This window comes from Mesorhizobium wenxiniae, assembly GCF_002284535.1.
In the GTDB taxonomy this organism is placed as follows: domain Bacteria; phylum Pseudomonadota; class Alphaproteobacteria; order Rhizobiales; family Rhizobiaceae; genus Mesorhizobium; species Mesorhizobium wenxiniae.
Genome location: NZ_NPKH01000001.1, coordinates 176,192 through 192,424, shown reverse-complemented (window position 1 = coordinate 192,424; position 16,233 = coordinate 176,192). Strand labels below are relative to the sequence as shown.

Genomic DNA, 16,233 nt, shown 5'->3' with positions numbered 1-16,233 from the left:
GGTTAACGGGTGCGTCGTCGAGCGCGCCATCTGGACAGCAGGGACTGGACTATGGGCAAGGTAACAGGGTTTCTCGAGATCGACCGGCAGGTGCACAAGTACCAGCCGGCTTCCGACCGCATCCGGCATTTTCGCGAGTTCACGCTGCCGATGTCGGACAAGGAGGTCGAGAAACAGGCCGCGCGCTGCATGGATTGCGGCATTCCGTACTGTCACGGGCCGACCGGCTGCCCCGTCCACAACCAAATCCCGGACTGGAACGACCTCGTCTACAATGGCGACTGGGACAATGCGATCCGCAACCTGCATTCGACCAATAATTTCCCGGAATTCACCGGCCGCATCTGTCCGGCACCTTGCGAGGAAGCCTGCACGCTGAACCTCGAGGATATTCCGGTCGCCATCAAGACGATCGAGCAGGCGATCGCCGACAAGGCCTATGAAACCGGTCATATCCGACCCTATCCGCCGGAAAGGAAGACCGGCAGGCGCGTCGCAATCATTGGCTCGGGGCCGGCCGGCATGGCGGCCGCCCAGCAGCTTGGCCGCGCCGGCCACGACGTTCACGTCTATGAACGCGAGAGCCGGCCGGGCGGGCTGATGCGCTACGGCATCCCCGACTTCAAGATCGAGAAGCACTATATCGACCGGCGTATCGAGCAGATGCAAGGCGAGGGCGTGAGCTTCCATTGCGGGATCAATGTCGGCGTCGACAAGCCGGTGGCGGAGTTGCTCGCCGAATATGATGCGGTGCTCTATTGCGGCGGTTCGGAAACGCCGCGCCCGGCCAACATTCCCGGCGACGATCTCGACGGCGTGCATGACGCGATGCCTTACCTGGTGCAGCAGAACAAGCGCATGGGCGGCGAGTCGATCCAATCGGTGGCGTGGCCGTCGCCGCCGATCGTCGCCGGCGGCCAGCATGTCGTCGTCGTCGGCGGCGGCGACACCGCCTCCGACTGCGTCGGCACCGCCTTCCGCCAGGGCGCCGTACGTGTCACCCAGCTCGACATCCGGCCGCAGCCGCCGGAAAAGGAGGACAAGCTTTCGGTCTGGCCCTACTGGGCGACGAAGATGCGCACCTCGTCCTCGCAGGCGGAAGGCGCCGAGCGCGAGTTCCAGGTGGCGACGCTCGAATTCATCGGCGAGGACGGCGCGTTGACCGGCGTCAAATGCTGCGAGGTCGATGAAAAGCGCAAGCCGATCGCCGGCACGGAATTCGTCATCCGCGCGGATCTGGCCTTCATCGCTATCGGCTTTGCCGGGCCGGCCGCGGTCGGGCCGGTGTCGGAACTGACTGGCCAGATGAAGATCGCCATCGACAGCCGCCGCTCGAACAACGTCGAGGCCAATGATCGCGACTACAAGACCAGCGTCGAAAAGCTCTATGCGGCGGGCGATGTGCGCCGCGGTCAATCGCTGGTCGTCTGGGCGATCCGCGAGGGCCGTCAGGCAGCGCGTTCGATCGACGAGGCGCTGATGGGATCGAGCGTGCTGCCGCGCTGAGTCTGTCTCGAGACCCTACTTGCGCGGCCATCGGAAGGCGCTTTCCGCCCTTCCGCTGCCCCGGGCAGGTTACGGACTGATCGCCGTGGTCGTTTCGGTTGTGGCCGCGGCCGCAGGCTGCCGCCTTGGCGGCCAAGAAAAATCGTCGGCGCGGCCGGGCGAAGCAGCGGGCGCCTTGCCCTCGACGACGAATTTTTCACCGGGCCCGTCCGGCTTGGCCGGCGCTGCGGCACCGAGAAGTTCCGAACCGCCGTCGAGTGCCGGTGATTGCGAGTCGGCGTCGGTAGCCGGGGCGGCGGCCTCAGTCTTTTCGTTCGAGGGTGGACTACGCTACTGGCCCAGTACCGGCAAGCATCGAAGGACCTTTACAATCATAAAGGTACGTCACTGGTCTCGCGGCTCACCTATGACGATCTAGACGCGCATTCGAGTGAAGTCTTCTTCAACGCGATCCACAATCCGACTGGCATTTTCGTAAAGGCCTCCTCGGTGCGGGCGGCATCAGGGAGGGTTTTCTCATGACGAGGACTTCTTACGGAAATGGGGGGCTACTCAAACACGTTCAGTGATCAGCGCGGGCGTACTTAGTCCAGGTGTCGTCCTGCCAGGTCGACGTGCGCGGCGGATTGACGTAGCTGGCCGGCAAGGGCACCCTTGAGCGCCACCTGCTTGGAGGTGGCCCACGGGATGAACAGCCAGGCCGTGCCCTTCTTTTCGGAAGCCGCGTTCATGGCGAGAGCCCAGATCCAGATGTCAGAATCCAAGCTCGTGGCGCTCGGTGCGTGCAGCGGCGGAGCGAAGGCGATCTTGCCGGATGCAGGCTTCCCCGCAACATCGTTCCAGAAGCCGAACATATTTGAGTCGATCGTCATCGCGGTGCGGCCGGACGAGATGCCGTCCACGACCTGGTACCAGTTATCATTGGCGAAGGAAGGAGCCGCGCACTTCTTGATCATGTCCACGTAATGTAGTCGTATCCAGCATCGGTAAGCTTCGGATCGCTCAGGTATTTGTCCAGCGGCTCCAGGGCGCCACTCGGAGCGAGGTCCCACGCGGGCTGAATGCCAGTGCCGAACACATCCCATGCTGGCGACTTCGTCGTCAGTTGGATCGTCATCTTGTTCCAGTAAGAATCGTCTCGGTAGAGTTCCGGCGTGACCTTGATGCCGGGTCAGCTTCTCGAACTCCGGAAGTTGCGCAGCGAGAGCATCCGCATAGGGGTGGATGTCGTAGGCCCAAGTTATGCTGGTCCCTTCGAATTGACGCCAGTTCACGGTATCGGCAGCGGCCGAATTAGTGAGCGATGCCGAGACGGCAAAAAACGCCAAGTAAAAGCAAGCTGTTTGCGTAGCGACGCGCACCTGTAACGAGTACGGGGAATGAGCGACCCATGTAATCCTCCCTGGGGCATTTTGCCAATTTTTGGGTCCACTCCTCCATCCCGAGTTCGCCCATAGCCACAATAAGCGGTTTCCAACCACCTCGCTCTGAATGCACCAGGCCAACTGGGTAAAAACGGGTAACCGGCACTTAAAGGCGTTGTAGTATCGCCACCAGAAATACTGCTCCGTGGTGCTGGCCTTTGCCTGGGGGCGCAACACGGCAACTACCCGCTCAAAACGGTTGGTCCTCTACCTCTTATTCACCGTCGCTTTCCTCGCGGCCTAACCCGGCCGGAATCCGTTGCCAGAAAAAGGCCTCGCGGCCGGTTCGAGGCGCATCCCTCCTCCGAAGCAGCACGCTCAAGTATCGTCACAAGCCCCGAGCGCTTCGCGTTCGGCGATGTCCAAATTCCGACAATGTCGGATACAGTCAGATCTACTGTATTGCGTTTGAATGGTTTTCTCATTTGGCACAGTACATGCGGGTCATCCGCAAACACGTGACCGACCAACAAGAATTCGCATGATCACCTTACCAAAACATACAGCCGCCGCGGAACAATCACTTGGCCCCTGATCGCCCGCCCCGGCACCACAACCGGAGTCATCGATGTTTTGACGGGCTGCCCTAGGATACCTGCTGCGACAGGGCTTGCCCTGGTGACGACCACTCCGGCTCCGCCGGTTACCGACGAGGGCAAAGTGACGGATTTCCTGCTTTTCAAGGGCATGGAGGTGGCTGTCATTCCCGACCACCGCGCCGGTCGTCACTCATATGGTCTGGTGCAGGATCGGCAGCGCGGATGAGCCGCCGGGGAAATCCGGCATCGCATGTCTTCGAGCATCTGATGCTCAAGGCGCCTCATGACGAGCACGGCTCCGTCGCCTGGAGAGATTGAACCCAAAGGGAGATTCCGATGTCTGAACCGAATCAGGAAAAGTTGGACGCATTCTTGGGGAAAATGGTCGGCGATCTCGGTGCGATCGCAACGGGCGCGGGAGTCCTGCTGGGGGACAGACTCGGCCTGTTCAAGGCATTGCGCGAAGGCGGCAAGATGACGGCCGCCGAACTTTCGACACGCACCGGCACCCAGGAACGCCTCGTAAGGGAATGGCTTTCCGGGCAGGCGGCGGCGGGCTACGTCGACTACGATGAAGCGAGCGACAAATTCTATCTCAACGCCGAGCAAGAGCTGGTGTTCGCCGATGAAGACAGCCCGGCCTTCATGGCAGGCGCATTCGAGTTCCTGTCCGCGCTGTGGCTCGATGAAGAAAAGGTGAGGCAGGCATTCCAGTCCGGCAAGGGCGTCGGGTGGCACGATCATAGCGCGTGTCTGTTTCGCGGTACGGAACGGTTCTTCCGTCCAGGCTACAATGCCAATCTGATCGACTCCTGGCTGCCGGCCTTGGAGGGCGTCGTCGAGAAGCTCGAACGCGGCGTGGACGTCGCGGATGTTGGATGCGGTCATGGTGCATCGACCGTGCTCATGGCACAGGCCTTCCCCAATTCGCGCTTCGTCGGCTTCGACTATCATGCCCCTTCGATTGAGCGCGCCCGCAAGGCGGCCGAGGTAGCCGGCGTCGGCGTCAACACGCGGTTCGACGTCGCGGCCGCCAAGAGCTATCCCGGAACCTATGACCTCGTCACATTCTTCGATTGCCTTCACGACATGGGCGACCCGACGGGCGCCGCCACCCATGTCCACGGATCGCTCAAGCCGGATGGCACGTGGATGATCGTCGAGCCGTTCGCGCATGATCATCTGGCGGCGAACCTCAATCCCGTCGGACGCGTTTACTATGCCGCTTCCACGTTCGTGTGCACGCCCGCGTCCGTGTCGCAGGAAGTCGGGCTCGCGCTTGGAGCCCAGGCCGGTGAGGCGAGGCTGCGCAAGGTGGTGACCGGCGGCGGCTTCAAGCGATTGCGTCGCGCCGCGGAGACACCGTTCAACATGGTGCTGGAGGCCCGCCCTTAGCGTGGCCGTCGCCAGAAATTGCAGCTCATCGCATTTGATGAAGATCACCGCCAAGCATCCGGACGCATCGGGCAAATTTTCAAGGCGTCTGGGTTCACGCAGAGGTCGCTGCCGAGCCGCCTTCTCTAGACCACTGAAGTCGATGTCCGGCGGCAGATTCTTTCCCTCTCTACGGCCACAAGGCGAGCAGCCTCGCTGTAGGCGTCTTCCCGCCCAGTGCTTTCTCGACCCGCCGCGGTGGGCTGATCGTCTCGGATCGTCATCAAAGCGGTGGACGCCGGCGAAGTCTGGGCATGGAGATCGGCACCTCCGAGGTCGAGCGGATCTGCGAAAAGCGCCAGGAGCGGCACGCGACCAGTGGCCTATTTACGACACGAATGGGCTTTCCACCTTCGCAATGCGCTCGGTGAGTGTCATCTGGATAGCCTCATCGTGTTTGCAGCTTCACGACGCCTTACGACGCAACGCCGTTTGGTATCCAAGCCATTGGTGGATTTCAGCGGCTATACGCTCGGCATGCGCGGTGACTTCGGGAATTCCCATCAATTCGCCAACGCTGCCGCGCGCCAGCGGCCCGCTGACGAAAATGCTGTCGGTCGGTCGGCCGGAAGTGCTGACCGCACGGCCTTGGCTGTCGGTCGCCAGGCCAAGGCCAATCGGGTCTAGCCGGACCAGTCCCATTCGCCCGAGATCGGCAATTGCTGTGTTGGTCCGGAAAATATCGGCATGCGCCGGCCCGGTCGTGACGACCACCCTGTCGAACGTCTCGGTTGTCTGAGTGGGTTGGCGCCTTGGCCGCAGCGTGACCCGAATGCGCCCGTCGACCTGCTCGGCGCCGACGATCGATGCGGCGCGATAGGCGAGCATGCCTTCGGCAACGCGGCGATCGAGCACGTCCGCGACCTGTGGCGCGATGCGGAAGCGATGCACATCCCACAGCGTGCGCAAATGGCGCACGAGGCGGCGTTGCTCGTCGAGCGGCAGGGCCTGCCAGATGATTTGTCCCTGACGTCGGACGGCATCGAGCACCGGGTGCCAGTCTTCGCCCCGACGCTTGGCATCTAGGATCGTGGCCCGGATGCGTCTGAGCATCACTGTTGCGCTGCGTGAAGGCAGACTGATGAAATCACCAATCGGGTCGCCCGGGAGCACCGCGTGGCTGCGCGAACGATAACCATGACGTGACAGCGCGACGATGCGGCTACGATGCCCATTGCGGTCCAGCGTGGCAATGATATCCGCCGACGTCAATCCAGTGCCGACTACGAGCACTTGGTCGTCGCGGCCGATCGCTTGCAGCCCTCCGAGATCATAGGGATTGGCCACCAGCCGGGCTGCAGCAGCCACAGACCGCAGGGCCGATGGCAAGGCCGGTGGCGGATGCGTCGCCGCAATCACTAGGGCGTCGGCTGCGAGCGTCCTTCCATCAGCGAGAATCAGGATGTAGCCCTGGCCACTGAGCTCGACTGACGCGACGGCGGACCTGACATGACGGATCACTTTGCCGAACAGAAAGGGTTGGAGATAAGATTCCACGTAGCGCCCGAAAACGCGTCGTTGTGGGTAGAGTGCTCCATTTGCGGCAATAGCCTCGGCATCGTCGAGAATCGCGCCGGTCTGCTCCAGCCAATCGGCAAAGTGGCTGTCCTGGCCGGAGATCAGCGTCATTCTCGACGCCGGCACATTGATGCGGTGTGAAGGATCGGCCGTCGAGTAGGCCAGACCATAGCCGAGCCCCTCTCTGGGCTCGACGACCACGATATCGGCAGCACCGGCGGGCAGCAGCCGCGCAAGATGAAACGCGGTCGCCGCACCGGAAAAGCCGCCACCGATGATGGCTACGACCGGTCCCCTGCCCAAGTCTCTGGCGCTCAAGACTGACTCGCGCGCAGTGCCGAAGGCCGATGGTCGCCGGCCACCGTTTCGCCGAACGGTCCCATGTTCACTGCCGTCGGGCGCGTCGAGATTTCATGATCGAGCGGCAACAACGGCAACACGAGTTCGCCGAACCGATAGGCCTCCTCCAGATGCGGATAGCCGGACAGGATAAAGCTATCGATGCCAATGCGCCGGTATCCGTCGATCCGTTCCGCAACTGTCGCCGCATCGCCGACCAGGGCGGTGCCGGCGCCGCCGCGCACCAGGCCAACGCCAGCCCACAGGTTCGGACTGATTTCGAGTTTGTCGCGGCGGCCGCCATGAAGCCGGCTCATGCGCGACTGGCCGACGGAATCCATGCGCGCGAAAACCTTCTGCGCCTCGGTTATCGTGTTGTCGTCCAGGCGGCTGATCAGGCGGTCGGCATCGGCCCAGGCCTCATGATTGGTCTCGCGGACGATGACATGCAGCCGGATGCCGAAGGTCACCTGGCGCCCGGCTTTCTCGGCAAGACCGCGCACATGGGCAATCTTTGCCGCGACGTCCGCCGGCGGTTCGCCCCAGGTCAAATATTTGTCGATCTGTTCGGCGGCGACCGCGTTAGCGGCATCGGACGAGCCGCCGAAATAGAGCGGCGGATGTGGCGTCTGCACGGGCGGAAACAGTAGGCGACCGTCCTCGATACGGAAGTGCTTGCCTGCGAACGCTACGGTCTCGCCGCGAAGCACCGCCTTGTAGATGTCGAGGAATTCCCGCGTCACCTCATAGCGCTCGTCATGGCTGAGGAAGATGCCGTCGCCCTTGTTCTCGACCGGATCCCCGCCGGTGACGACGTTGATGAGCAGGCGTCCGCCGGAAATGCGGTCGAGCGTCGAGGTCATGCGCGCGGCTAGCGTCGGCGATTGCAGGCCCGGCCGGACGGCGACAAGGAAGCGAAGCCGCTGCGTCAGCGGTGCCAGCGCCGACGCCACGACCCAGCTATCTTCGCAACTGCGTCCTGTCGGCAGCAGCGCGCCATAGTAGCCGATGGCATCGGCGGCTTTCGCGACTTGGGTGAGATAGGGCAAGTCGACCGCCCTGCCCCCCTCTGAGGTGCCGAGATAGCGGCTGTCGCCATGAGTCGGCAGAAACCACAGGACCTTGATCCTGTCGGGAGTGGCAATGCTCATGAATGGTCCTCTGTGATTTGGAGGCGCTTCGCTCAGCTCCAGGCATGGAGCGGCGGATTTACGTCGTTGAGGTAGTAGTTGCCGAGGATCGCGTATTTCCAGCGCACCGGATCGTGCAGCGTGTGGGTGCGGGCGTTGCGCCAGTGCCGGTCGAGATTGTGCTCGGCCAGCGTCGAGCGTGTGCCGGCGAGCTCGAACAGCTTGTTCGTGGCAATGATGGCGATCTCTGTCGTGAGGATCTTGGATTCGGCAACCGCGATCTGCGCTTCCGCGACGGTCTTCTCGTTCGGGTCGGCCACGGCGCGATCGACCGCAAGCCCGGCCCTTTCCAGAACCGCCTCTGCCGCGTTGGCCCGCAGGCGAAGGTCGCCAATCGCCTGGATCGTATAAGGATCCTGCCAGGCATGATCGACGCCGCTGTCGATCCAGGCGCGCGACTTGGTGCGCACGAAGCCGACAGTCTCGTCGATCGCCGCCTTGGCGATGCCGAGATCGACCGCGGCCTGGATGATCTGGAAGATGGCGCCGTCGGCCGTCGGCCTGTCATAGCCCTTGTAGCCGGGGACAAGATGCGTTTTGGGCACCTTGACATTGTCGAGCAGGACCGTACCGGACAAAGTCGTCTTCTGTCCGAAGCTCGACCAGTCGTCGATCACCGTCAGTCCGGGCGCGCCGCGATCGGCGATGGCATACCAGGCGCGCCCCTCGTCATCGAGCGCCACGATCGGAACCAGATGGGCAAGCAGAGCACCGCTCGAATAGAATTTCTGGCCGTTGACCACGACATGGTCGCCGGCGTCGACGAACTTTGTCTCGAAGTCGGCCGCGCGCTTGGAGCCGAACTCGGAGAACGCGTTGCCGAAGCGCGTGCCGGACAGCACCTCAGCGAAAAGCAGCTTCTTCTGCGCCTCGTCGGAGACGGTGCGGATAGCGGCGACGACGCCAAGATGGTTCTGCGGAATCTGGCCGAGCGACGGATCGGCCGCCGAGATGATGGTGATCACCTTCGACAGGGTCACATAGGAGAGCTCCGGCCCGCCATAGGCTTTCGGCACGTTGATCGACCACAGGCCGCTCTGCGAAAACGCATCGAGCTCTTCCTTCGGCCAGATGCGTTCACGATCCCGCTTGGAGGCATCCCTGGCGAATTCGGCGGCGAGTTTTTCGGCGACAGCGATTGCCTCGGCATCGGCCTTGATCACATGCGCCTTGGCAGAGGGTCGTTCGACCGGCGGGACGGCACTGCGGCTATCCGACGCCTGCCTGGATTGGATGGTCATGCTGCTGTCTCCTTGGGAAAATGTTGCGGTGGAAGCGGCGCGCCGCCGAGGTAGTAGGTTTTGATATCGGTGCGCTGGCGCAAGTCGGCAGCCGATCCTTCCAGCACGCTGACGCCGTTCTCGAGCACGGTGGCGCGGTCGGCGTATTTCAGCGCGACCGCCGAATTCTGTTCGGCAACGAGGATCGAAAGGCCTTCGTCGCGGTTGAGCCGTTTCAGGGCGCTGAAGATCTCGTCGACGATCAGCGGTGCCAGCCCCATCGACGGCTCGTCCAGAACAAAGAGTTTCGGCCGCGACATCAGACCCCGGCCGATAGCCGTCATCTGCTGCTCGCCCCCGGAAGTGAGGCCGGACCGGGTTCGCCGCTTCTCGGCGAGCCTTGGGAAAAGTGAATAGACACGATCGAGGTCCGCCTTGACGCCCGTGCGAGAGGACGAGCGTCCGAGCGCGCCGGTGAAGAGGTTCTCTTCGACCGTCAGCGAGCGGAAGCAATGCCGGCCCTCGAGGACTTGGACAAGGCCGCTGCGGACTAGGTGCGAGGGGCTTGCCCTTGAAACATCCTCGCCACCGAAGGTGATCCGACCGGCGGTAATGGCGCCGCGCTCAGCCGGAAGGAGATTGGATACGGCGCGCAGCAGTGTCGTCTTGCCGGCACCGTTGGAGCCGAGCAGCGCGACGATCTCGCCCCTGCCAACCAACAAGTCGACGCCGTGTAGGGCGGCGATGGCGCCGTTGTAAACAGCCTCCACGCTGCTAACTGACAGTATCGGGTATTCCGGGATGGACATCGATGACTCCGCTCGGGAAGGTGGATGGCGCGGCCGGCCAGATTTGTCGGCCGCACCATACCAAATTCAGTTGCTGACCACCGCGTCGGCGTCCTCGGCCGTGCGGATCTTGATGCCCTTTTCCTTGGCATACGCCTCGGACGACTTCTCGATGATCGGACGCAGCAGCTTCCAGTCGGGAGCGATCCAGTCGGAGACGACATTCCACTTCTTGCCGTCCCATTGCTGGAAGGTCACGTAGCCGTCACCCTCGTGATTGTCCCAGGAGACGTTGATCGAGTGGAACAGGTCCTTGGCGCCGAGTGCCTCGACGCGCGCCGGATTGAGCTTGAGATGCTCGAAGCCCCAACGCACTTCGTCGCCGGTCAGCGTGCGGTTGCCGAACTTGGCCTGTGCGATGCGGACCGCCTCGACATTGAGGATGCCATTGACGATGCCGAGATTGTGGTAGACCGAGCCGATGCGGCTTTTGTCCTCGAGATTGCCTTTGCCGTCGCCGTAGACCGTTTTGACGATCTCCTGGACCACCGGATACCGCTCACCCGAGGCCTGGGTGGTGATGGCCGTATAGCCCTTGGCGGCATCGCCGGCGGGGATGACATCCTCTTCGGAATTCGACCAGACATTGCCTATGATGTGATCGGCCGGGAAGCCTGTCTTCTGCGCGGTCTTCAAGGCGACGGGGTTCATCACGCCCCAGCCGCGCAGCACGACATAGTCAGGATGCTCGCGCCGGATGGTCAGCCACTGCGCCTGCTGCTCGTTGCCGGGATGCGGCACCTCGATCTGCGACAGCTCGAAGCCGTATTTCTGCGACAGCAGCTCATAGATCGGGATCGTCTCCTTCCCATAGGGCGAGCCGTGATAGAGCACGACGATGTTCTTGCCCTTGAGCTTGTCGAGGCCTCCTTCCTTGGACGCGATGTAGTTCACGATGCCGGAGGTCTCGCTGTAAGGATTGAGCAGCAGCGGGAAGACGTAAGGGAACACCCGCCCGTCGGTCGTGTCTGTGCGGCCGTGGTTGATGGTGATCAGCGGCACCTTGTCGTCGGTGATGCGATCGATCATGGCATAGGCGATGCCGACCGAGAGTGGATTCCAGGCAGCGATGCCGGGATTGCTCTTCAACCGTTCATACACCTCGACGCCCTTCTCGACCTCATATTGCGTCTCGCCTTCGCTCCAGGCCAGCTTGACGCCATTGACGCCGCCGTCGCGGATGTTGATCAGGTTGAGATAGTCGATGAAGCCACCGAAAAAGCCGGTTCCGCCGGCCGCATACGGACCGACACGGTAGCTCTGCAGGGGAAAGTATTGTTCTTCGGCGTGAACCGCCGTCGCGCCGAGCACGAAGGCCGTGGCGATCGCCGCTTTTCTTAGGTGACTGAAGAAGGTCATTGCTTACGTCTCCTGATGGGTTGGTCCGAGCGGAGGAGGAAGTTGAGCGGCAATCAGCTGGACCTTGAGCCGATCCGTCGTTTGAGGCGGTCGAAGAGGGCCGACAGCCCGCTCGGTTCCGCGATGAGGAAGATGATGATAAGGGCGCCGAGCACGATGCGCTGGCTCATGTCGAGAACGCCCGAATCGAACAGGCCGCCGAACAGGAAGGCGCCGAGCCGGGACAGAAAGAGCGGGAGGACAACGATGAACGCCGCACCCAAAAACGCGCCACGGATCGAGGCCAGCCCGCCGATGATGATGATGAACAGGATCTGGAATGAGCGGTCGAGATTGAAGCCTGCCGGCTCGACGGTGCGCAGATAGGTGAAGGCCCACAGCACGCCGGCGATACCGATGATGAACGACGAGATGGCGAACGCCAGAAGCTTGGTTCGCAGCACCGGCACACCGATGACGCGTGCGGCGGTTTCGTTGTCCCGCACGGCGATGAAGTTGCGACCGGTCGCGCTGTTGACCAAGCGCCAGACGAGGGCCGTCAGCACCATGACCGTGGTGACCGAAAGCAAATAGCGGCCGGTCGCGCTGTCGAGCGAAAGACCGGCGACGGCCAGGTGCGGCGCCGAGATCACCCCGGACGGGTTGTCGTTGGAGAACCAGCCGAACTTGGTCAGCGCCCATTGCACGAAGAACTGGGCGGCGAGCGTCGAGACGGCGAGGTAGAAGCCGCGCAGCCTGAGACTGGGCAGGCCGAACACGACGCCGAAGCCGGCGGCGGAAATTCCGGCCAGGATCATGGTCACCGCCAGCGGCAGGCCTTCGACCCTGAGGTTGAAATTGTAGGCGCCGAACGCGCCCACCGCCATGAAGGCGGAAGAGCCAAGCGAGAGCTGGCCGCAATAGCCGGTCAGCAAATTGAGGCCGACCGCCGCCAGGCTGAGCGCCAGGAATGGCAGCAGGATCGCCTCGACCAGATAGCCCGAAGCATAGGCAGGGACCACGCCGTAGGCGACGACGAACAGGGCGGTCGCCAACGCCAGCTTCTGAACGAGTTTCGCCCAGTCGACTGGAAGCCTTGCGGCGTCGAGAGCTTGCACGGCCATGGTTCAGACCCTTTCGACGGTTTTCTGGCCAAACAGGCCGGAGGGGCGCACCAAAAGCACAACCAGCGCCAGCGCATAGGCGAACCAGCCCTCGATGCCGCCGCCGACGAACGGGCCGAGATAGACCTCGGCCAGCTTCTCGCTGGCGCCGATGATGAGGCCGCCAACGATGGCGCCGAGGATGGAATCGAAGCCGCCAAGCACCAGCACCGGCAGCGCCTTCAGCACGATCAGCGACAGCGAGAACTGGACGCCGAGACGCGCGCCCCACAACAGTCCGGCGACCAGCGCGACGAAGCCGGCCGCCGTCCACACGGTGCCCCAGATGCGAGGCAGCCGCAGCCCGACGGCGAGGGCCGCGAACTGATCGTCGGCGACGGCGCGAAACGCAAGGCCGATCCGCGTCCAATAGAAGAAGGCGCTGAGGCCTGCGACCATGGCGGCGGCGATCGCCGCCGCCAGCAGGTCGAAGGATGAGATCAGTATGCCGCCGACCTCGAAGGGGGTGTCGTCGATGCCGAGGTCGAGCCCGTGCACCTGCGTGCCCCAGATAAGCTGGGCGGCACCTTCGATGATGTAGGAGAGCCCCAGCGTCGCCATGAACAGCGTCATCGGCGAGCGGTTGACCAGCGGCCTGAGCACGGTCCGCTCGATGGTGAAGCCGAGCGCGACCATGACCGCGAAGGTGATGAGCAGCGAAAGCGCGAAGGGGATGCCGCGTTCGACGAGGCTGACAAAGGTGAGCGCTGCGAACAGCACCATCGACCCCTGCGCGAAGTTCAGCACGCCCGACGTCTTGTAGATCAGCACGAAACCTATGGCGACAAGCGAATACATGACGCCAGAGAGCAGGCCGCCGACCAGCACTTCGATGACGAAGAGGAAATCATAGTAGCTCATCGGATGTCCTCGCCATTCTCGCCCTCGGCGGTGCCGATATAGGCCCGGATCACTGCCGGATCGGCCCTGACCTCGGCCGGCGTCCCGTCTGCGATCTTGCGGCCGTAGTCGAGCACGGCGACGCGGTCGGAGAGGCCCATGACGACGCCGATGTCGTGCTCGATCAGGATGATGGTGACGCCGTGCCGGTCGCGCGCGGCGCGCACGAAGCCGGCCATCTCGGCCTTCTCGGTCGCCGTCATGCCGGCCATCGGCTCGTCGAGCAGCAGCAGCTTCGGCTCGGCGACCAGCGCGCGCGCCAGCTCGACCCGCTTCTGCAGGCCGTAAGGCAAGGTGGCGACGAGGCGGTCGGCGACGCTTTCGAGATGCAGGAAGGCGACTATCTGATCGGTCTTTTCGGCGATTCCCGCATCTTCGCTCCGGGCGCGTGGCAGACCTGCAATATGTTCGACGAAACTGGCGCGCCTGGTGTGGACGCGGCCGCACGCGATGTTGTTGCGCACGGACAGACCGCCGAATAGCGCCAGGTTCTGGAAGGTTCGCGCAACGCCGAGCCGTGCTAGACGGCTCGCCGGCACCCGGGAGAAGGACTGCCCGCCGATCGCAATCCTGCCGCGGTCGGCGTGATAGAGGCCGCTGATGATGTTGATCAGTGAGGACTTGCCGGCGCCGTTGGGGCCGATCACCGCGCGGATCTCGCCGACTTCCACTTCGAGATCAACATCGCTCAGCGCCTTGACCCCGCCAAAGGAAATGCCGATCCCGCTCAGCGCGAGAACCACATCCGGCCGTGACGACAGGCGTGCCAGACGCCTGTCGCCGACGGGGTTAGCCACCGCGAGGATGGCGGAAATTTCGGACGCGCGCTCGTATGCGGCCGCTCCCAGCGAAGCACCAATCATGAAACATTCCTGCTTTTGAAGGCGTGTCGGCTGCGGCCCCGTGGGCCGCGCCCGTCCTATTCCGCGGCGACAAGCTCCCTGTCGCGAGCTGCTTCCAGTTCGCGCACCAGAGGAATGACGCGCTTGCCGAAGAACTCGACCTCTTCCTGGAAATGCAGGAAGCCGAGCAGGATCAGGTCGGCACCGGCGTCCTTCAGTTTCAGGATGCGTTCGGCGATCTGTTCCGGCGTGCCGATGAGATTGCTGCGGAAGCCGTCATTGTACTGAACGAGATCCTCGAGGGACGACTTCGCCCAATTGCCTTCGCCTTCCGGCGAGGCCTTGCCGGCATTCTTGACCTGATCGGCAAAGCCCTGCACCGCCTCCGGATTCGCCTTGGCGATGATCTCGTCGAGCACGGCGCGCGCTTCCTGCTCGCTCTCGCGGGCGATGGCGAAAGCGTTGACGCCGATCCTAACCTTGTGGCCGTTGGCTTTCGCCTTGGTGCGGATGTCGTCGACCTGCTTCCGGATCTCCTCCGGGGTATTGCCGTTGGTGAAATACCAATCGGAGACACGAGACGCCATGTCGCGAGCGGCTCGCGACGAGCCGCCCTGGAATATCTCGGGCAAGGGCTCGATCGGCTTCGGCTTCATGGAATAGTTGGTGAAGCGGTAGAAATCGCCCTTCAGCGTGAAGCTGTCTTCCGTCCAGATGCCGCGCAACGCTCGGATAAATTCCTCCGACCGGCGATAGCGCTCGTCATGATCGAGCCAGAGTTCGCCAATCGCGGCGAACTCGCCTCGGAACCAGCCGCTGACGACATTGACGGAGACGCGGCCATTGGTCAGGTGGTTGATGGTAGCGATCTGCTTGGCCGCCAGCGCAGGGTTCCACGGACCGGGCAGGATCGCTGCGATGACCTTCAGCGTTGTGGTCGCGGCAAGCAAGGCATGGCTGAACGAGACTGATTCGTGCTGGTTGTCGGCCCCATAGCCGGCTGTGAAACGGATCTGGCTCAGCGCATAGTCGAACCCGTTGGCCTCGGCAATCTGGGCGAGCTTGCGGTTGTAGTCGATATCCCAACCCGTCCGCTGCTCGATGTTGGAGATGACCAGGCCGCCGGAGACGTTCGGGACCCAGTAGGCGAATTTGATGGCGTCGGAATGCGAACTCATGTCGTCGTTTCCCCTGTTGATTGGCTCAGCCGACGCGGGTGGCGACGGCGGCATTTGCGTGACTTGAGTTGAGCAAGGAGACCGCGTCGGTAGCGGCCCTTGCAATACGCTCGATGATGGCTGCGCCGACGATTTCGCCATCGACGAAATCGTCGGGCGTGCCGTAGACGCCCGTAGGGACGGTGACAGCGCCAAAAAAGCCGAACAATGGCCGGAGCTGATGTTCGAGCACCAGGCCATGGTATGGGCTCCCGCCGGTCGCCGCGAGAAGCACGGTCTTGCCCGTCAACGCGCGATAGTCGACCAGGTCGAACAGGTGCTTGAGAGCGCCAGTGTAGGAAGCCCTATAGACAGGCGTTCCGACCACGAGCAAATCGGCCTTCTCGACACGCTGGATAATCGCTTCTCCAGATGCGCCAAGTGCGCCGCGGGATAGTCCGGCGAAAAGCGACGGTGCTGCCTCCGTGATCTCAATCAGACCGGTGTCGGCAAGCAGGCGCAACGCGACCGCCTTGACCAGCGCATTGACGACCGCCGTGGTGCGGGACGGGTTGCTTACACCGCCGGATATTCCAAGAACCGATAATCGTGCCAAGTCATCTATCTCCCACACATGCGCCATAGGCCACCACCGAAACCAAACGATATTCTACGAAATCTGTAGACATAAGGTACTTTGTTCTGATGTTTTCACGTCAATGGGAAAAACGGCGCTGCTAGGAGCGGCACGCCCACCGCATTCGATCTCAAATGGGATTAACTTGGCAGGGGCCGTAGGCGTCACCCGCGAGTTC

General features: G+C 62.8%; 13 protein-coding genes and 2 pseudogenes. 3 read left to right on the top strand and 12 right to left on the bottom strand.

Features of this window, described 5'->3' with window-relative positions:
• Positions 1-51 precede the first annotated feature (51 nt).
• Positions 52-1,506, top strand: coding sequence for a glutamate synthase subunit beta (locus CIT31_RS00870; protein ID WP_095517104.1), 1,455 nt, complete (start codon positions 52-54; stop codon positions 1,504-1,506).
• 69 nt (positions 1,507-1,575) lie between these two features.
• Here CIT31_RS00870 and CIT31_RS34765 read toward each other — a convergent pair.
• Positions 1,576-1,827 (bottom strand): annotated as a pseudogene (locus CIT31_RS34765) (DUF459 domain-containing protein); the annotation flags it as partial.
• Between the two features lie 263 nt (positions 1,828-2,090).
• The gene (locus CIT31_RS34760; protein WP_245316071.1) at positions 2,091-2,462 is read right to left on the bottom strand and encodes an extracellular solute-binding protein; all 372 of its coding nucleotides are present in this window, start codon (positions 2,460-2,462) and stop codon (positions 2,091-2,093) included.
• Between the two features lie 1,059 nt (positions 2,463-3,521).
• Between CIT31_RS34760 and CIT31_RS00855 the strand changes: the two are divergent.
• Together CIT31_RS00855 and CIT31_RS00850 are read left to right on the top strand one after the other, a co-directional pair.
• Positions 3,522-3,748: pseudogene (locus tag CIT31_RS00855) on the top strand (insulinase family protein); the annotation flags it as partial.
• A 57-nt stretch (positions 3,749-3,805) separates the two neighbouring features.
• The gene (locus tag CIT31_RS00850) at positions 3,806-4,864 is read left to right on the top strand and encodes a class I SAM-dependent methyltransferase (RefSeq protein ID WP_095517103.1); all 1,059 of its coding nucleotides are present in this window, start codon (positions 3,806-3,808) and stop codon (positions 4,862-4,864) included.
• A 444-nt stretch (positions 4,865-5,308) separates the two neighbouring features.
• Here CIT31_RS00850 and CIT31_RS00845 read toward each other — a convergent pair whose 3' ends face one another.
• The 10 genes from CIT31_RS00845 to msuE form a co-directional block, all read right to left on the bottom strand.
• Positions 5,309-6,739 carry an FAD/NAD(P)-binding protein gene (locus tag CIT31_RS00845; RefSeq protein WP_091600474.1) on the bottom strand — a complete coding sequence of 477 codons (1,431 nt, stop codon included), beginning with the start codon at positions 6,737-6,739 and terminating at the stop codon, positions 5,309-5,311.
• A complete protein-coding gene (gene ssuD, locus CIT31_RS00840) occupies positions 6,736-7,911 on the bottom strand; it encodes an FMNH2-dependent alkanesulfonate monooxygenase (protein ID WP_095517102.1) in 1,176 nt (391 codons plus the stop codon). Before ssuD ends, CIT31_RS00845 begins: the two co-directional genes overlap by 4 nt.
• A 32-nt stretch (positions 7,912-7,943) precedes the next feature.
• Entirely contained in the window at positions 7,944-9,191 is a 1,248-nt protein-coding gene (locus CIT31_RS00835; protein WP_095517101.1) for an SfnB family sulfur acquisition oxidoreductase, read from the bottom strand.
• On the bottom strand, positions 9,188-9,979 hold the full coding sequence (locus CIT31_RS00830; RefSeq protein ID WP_091600476.1) for an ABC transporter ATP-binding protein: 792 nt from the start codon (positions 9,977-9,979) through the stop codon (positions 9,188-9,190). The genes CIT31_RS00835 and CIT31_RS00830 overlap by 4 nt, the downstream gene beginning before the upstream one ends.
• 66 nt (positions 9,980-10,045) lie before the next feature.
• Positions 10,046-11,377 carry an ABC transporter substrate-binding protein gene (locus tag CIT31_RS00825; RefSeq protein ID WP_095517100.1) on the bottom strand — a complete coding sequence of 444 codons (1,332 nt, stop codon included), beginning with the start codon at positions 11,375-11,377 and terminating at the stop codon, positions 10,046-10,048.
• 53 nt (positions 11,378-11,430) lie between these two features.
• The gene (locus CIT31_RS00820; RefSeq protein ID WP_095517099.1) at positions 11,431-12,480 is read right to left on the bottom strand and encodes a branched-chain amino acid ABC transporter permease; all 1,050 of its coding nucleotides are present in this window, start codon (positions 12,478-12,480) and stop codon (positions 11,431-11,433) included.
• Between the two features lie 3 nt (positions 12,481-12,483).
• A complete protein-coding gene (locus CIT31_RS00815; protein WP_029356685.1) occupies positions 12,484-13,380 on the bottom strand; it encodes a branched-chain amino acid ABC transporter permease in 897 nt (298 codons plus the stop codon).
• Positions 13,377-14,282, bottom strand: coding sequence for an ABC transporter ATP-binding protein (locus CIT31_RS00810; protein WP_095517098.1), 906 nt, complete (start codon positions 14,280-14,282; stop codon positions 13,377-13,379). The genes CIT31_RS00815 and CIT31_RS00810 overlap by 4 nt, the downstream gene beginning before the upstream one ends.
• Before the next feature lie 56 nt (positions 14,283-14,338).
• Positions 14,339-15,439, bottom strand: a complete 1,101-nt coding sequence (gene sfnG / locus CIT31_RS00805) for a dimethylsulfone monooxygenase SfnG (RefSeq protein ID WP_091600500.1) — start codon at positions 15,437-15,439, stop codon at positions 14,339-14,341.
• Positions 15,440-15,464: 25 nt separating this feature from the next.
• Positions 15,465-16,034 (bottom strand): FMN reductase, encoded by a 570-nt coding sequence (gene msuE, locus CIT31_RS00800; protein ID WP_029356692.1) that lies wholly within the window; start codon positions 16,032-16,034, stop codon positions 15,465-15,467.
• Positions 16,035-16,233 lie beyond the last annotated feature (199 nt).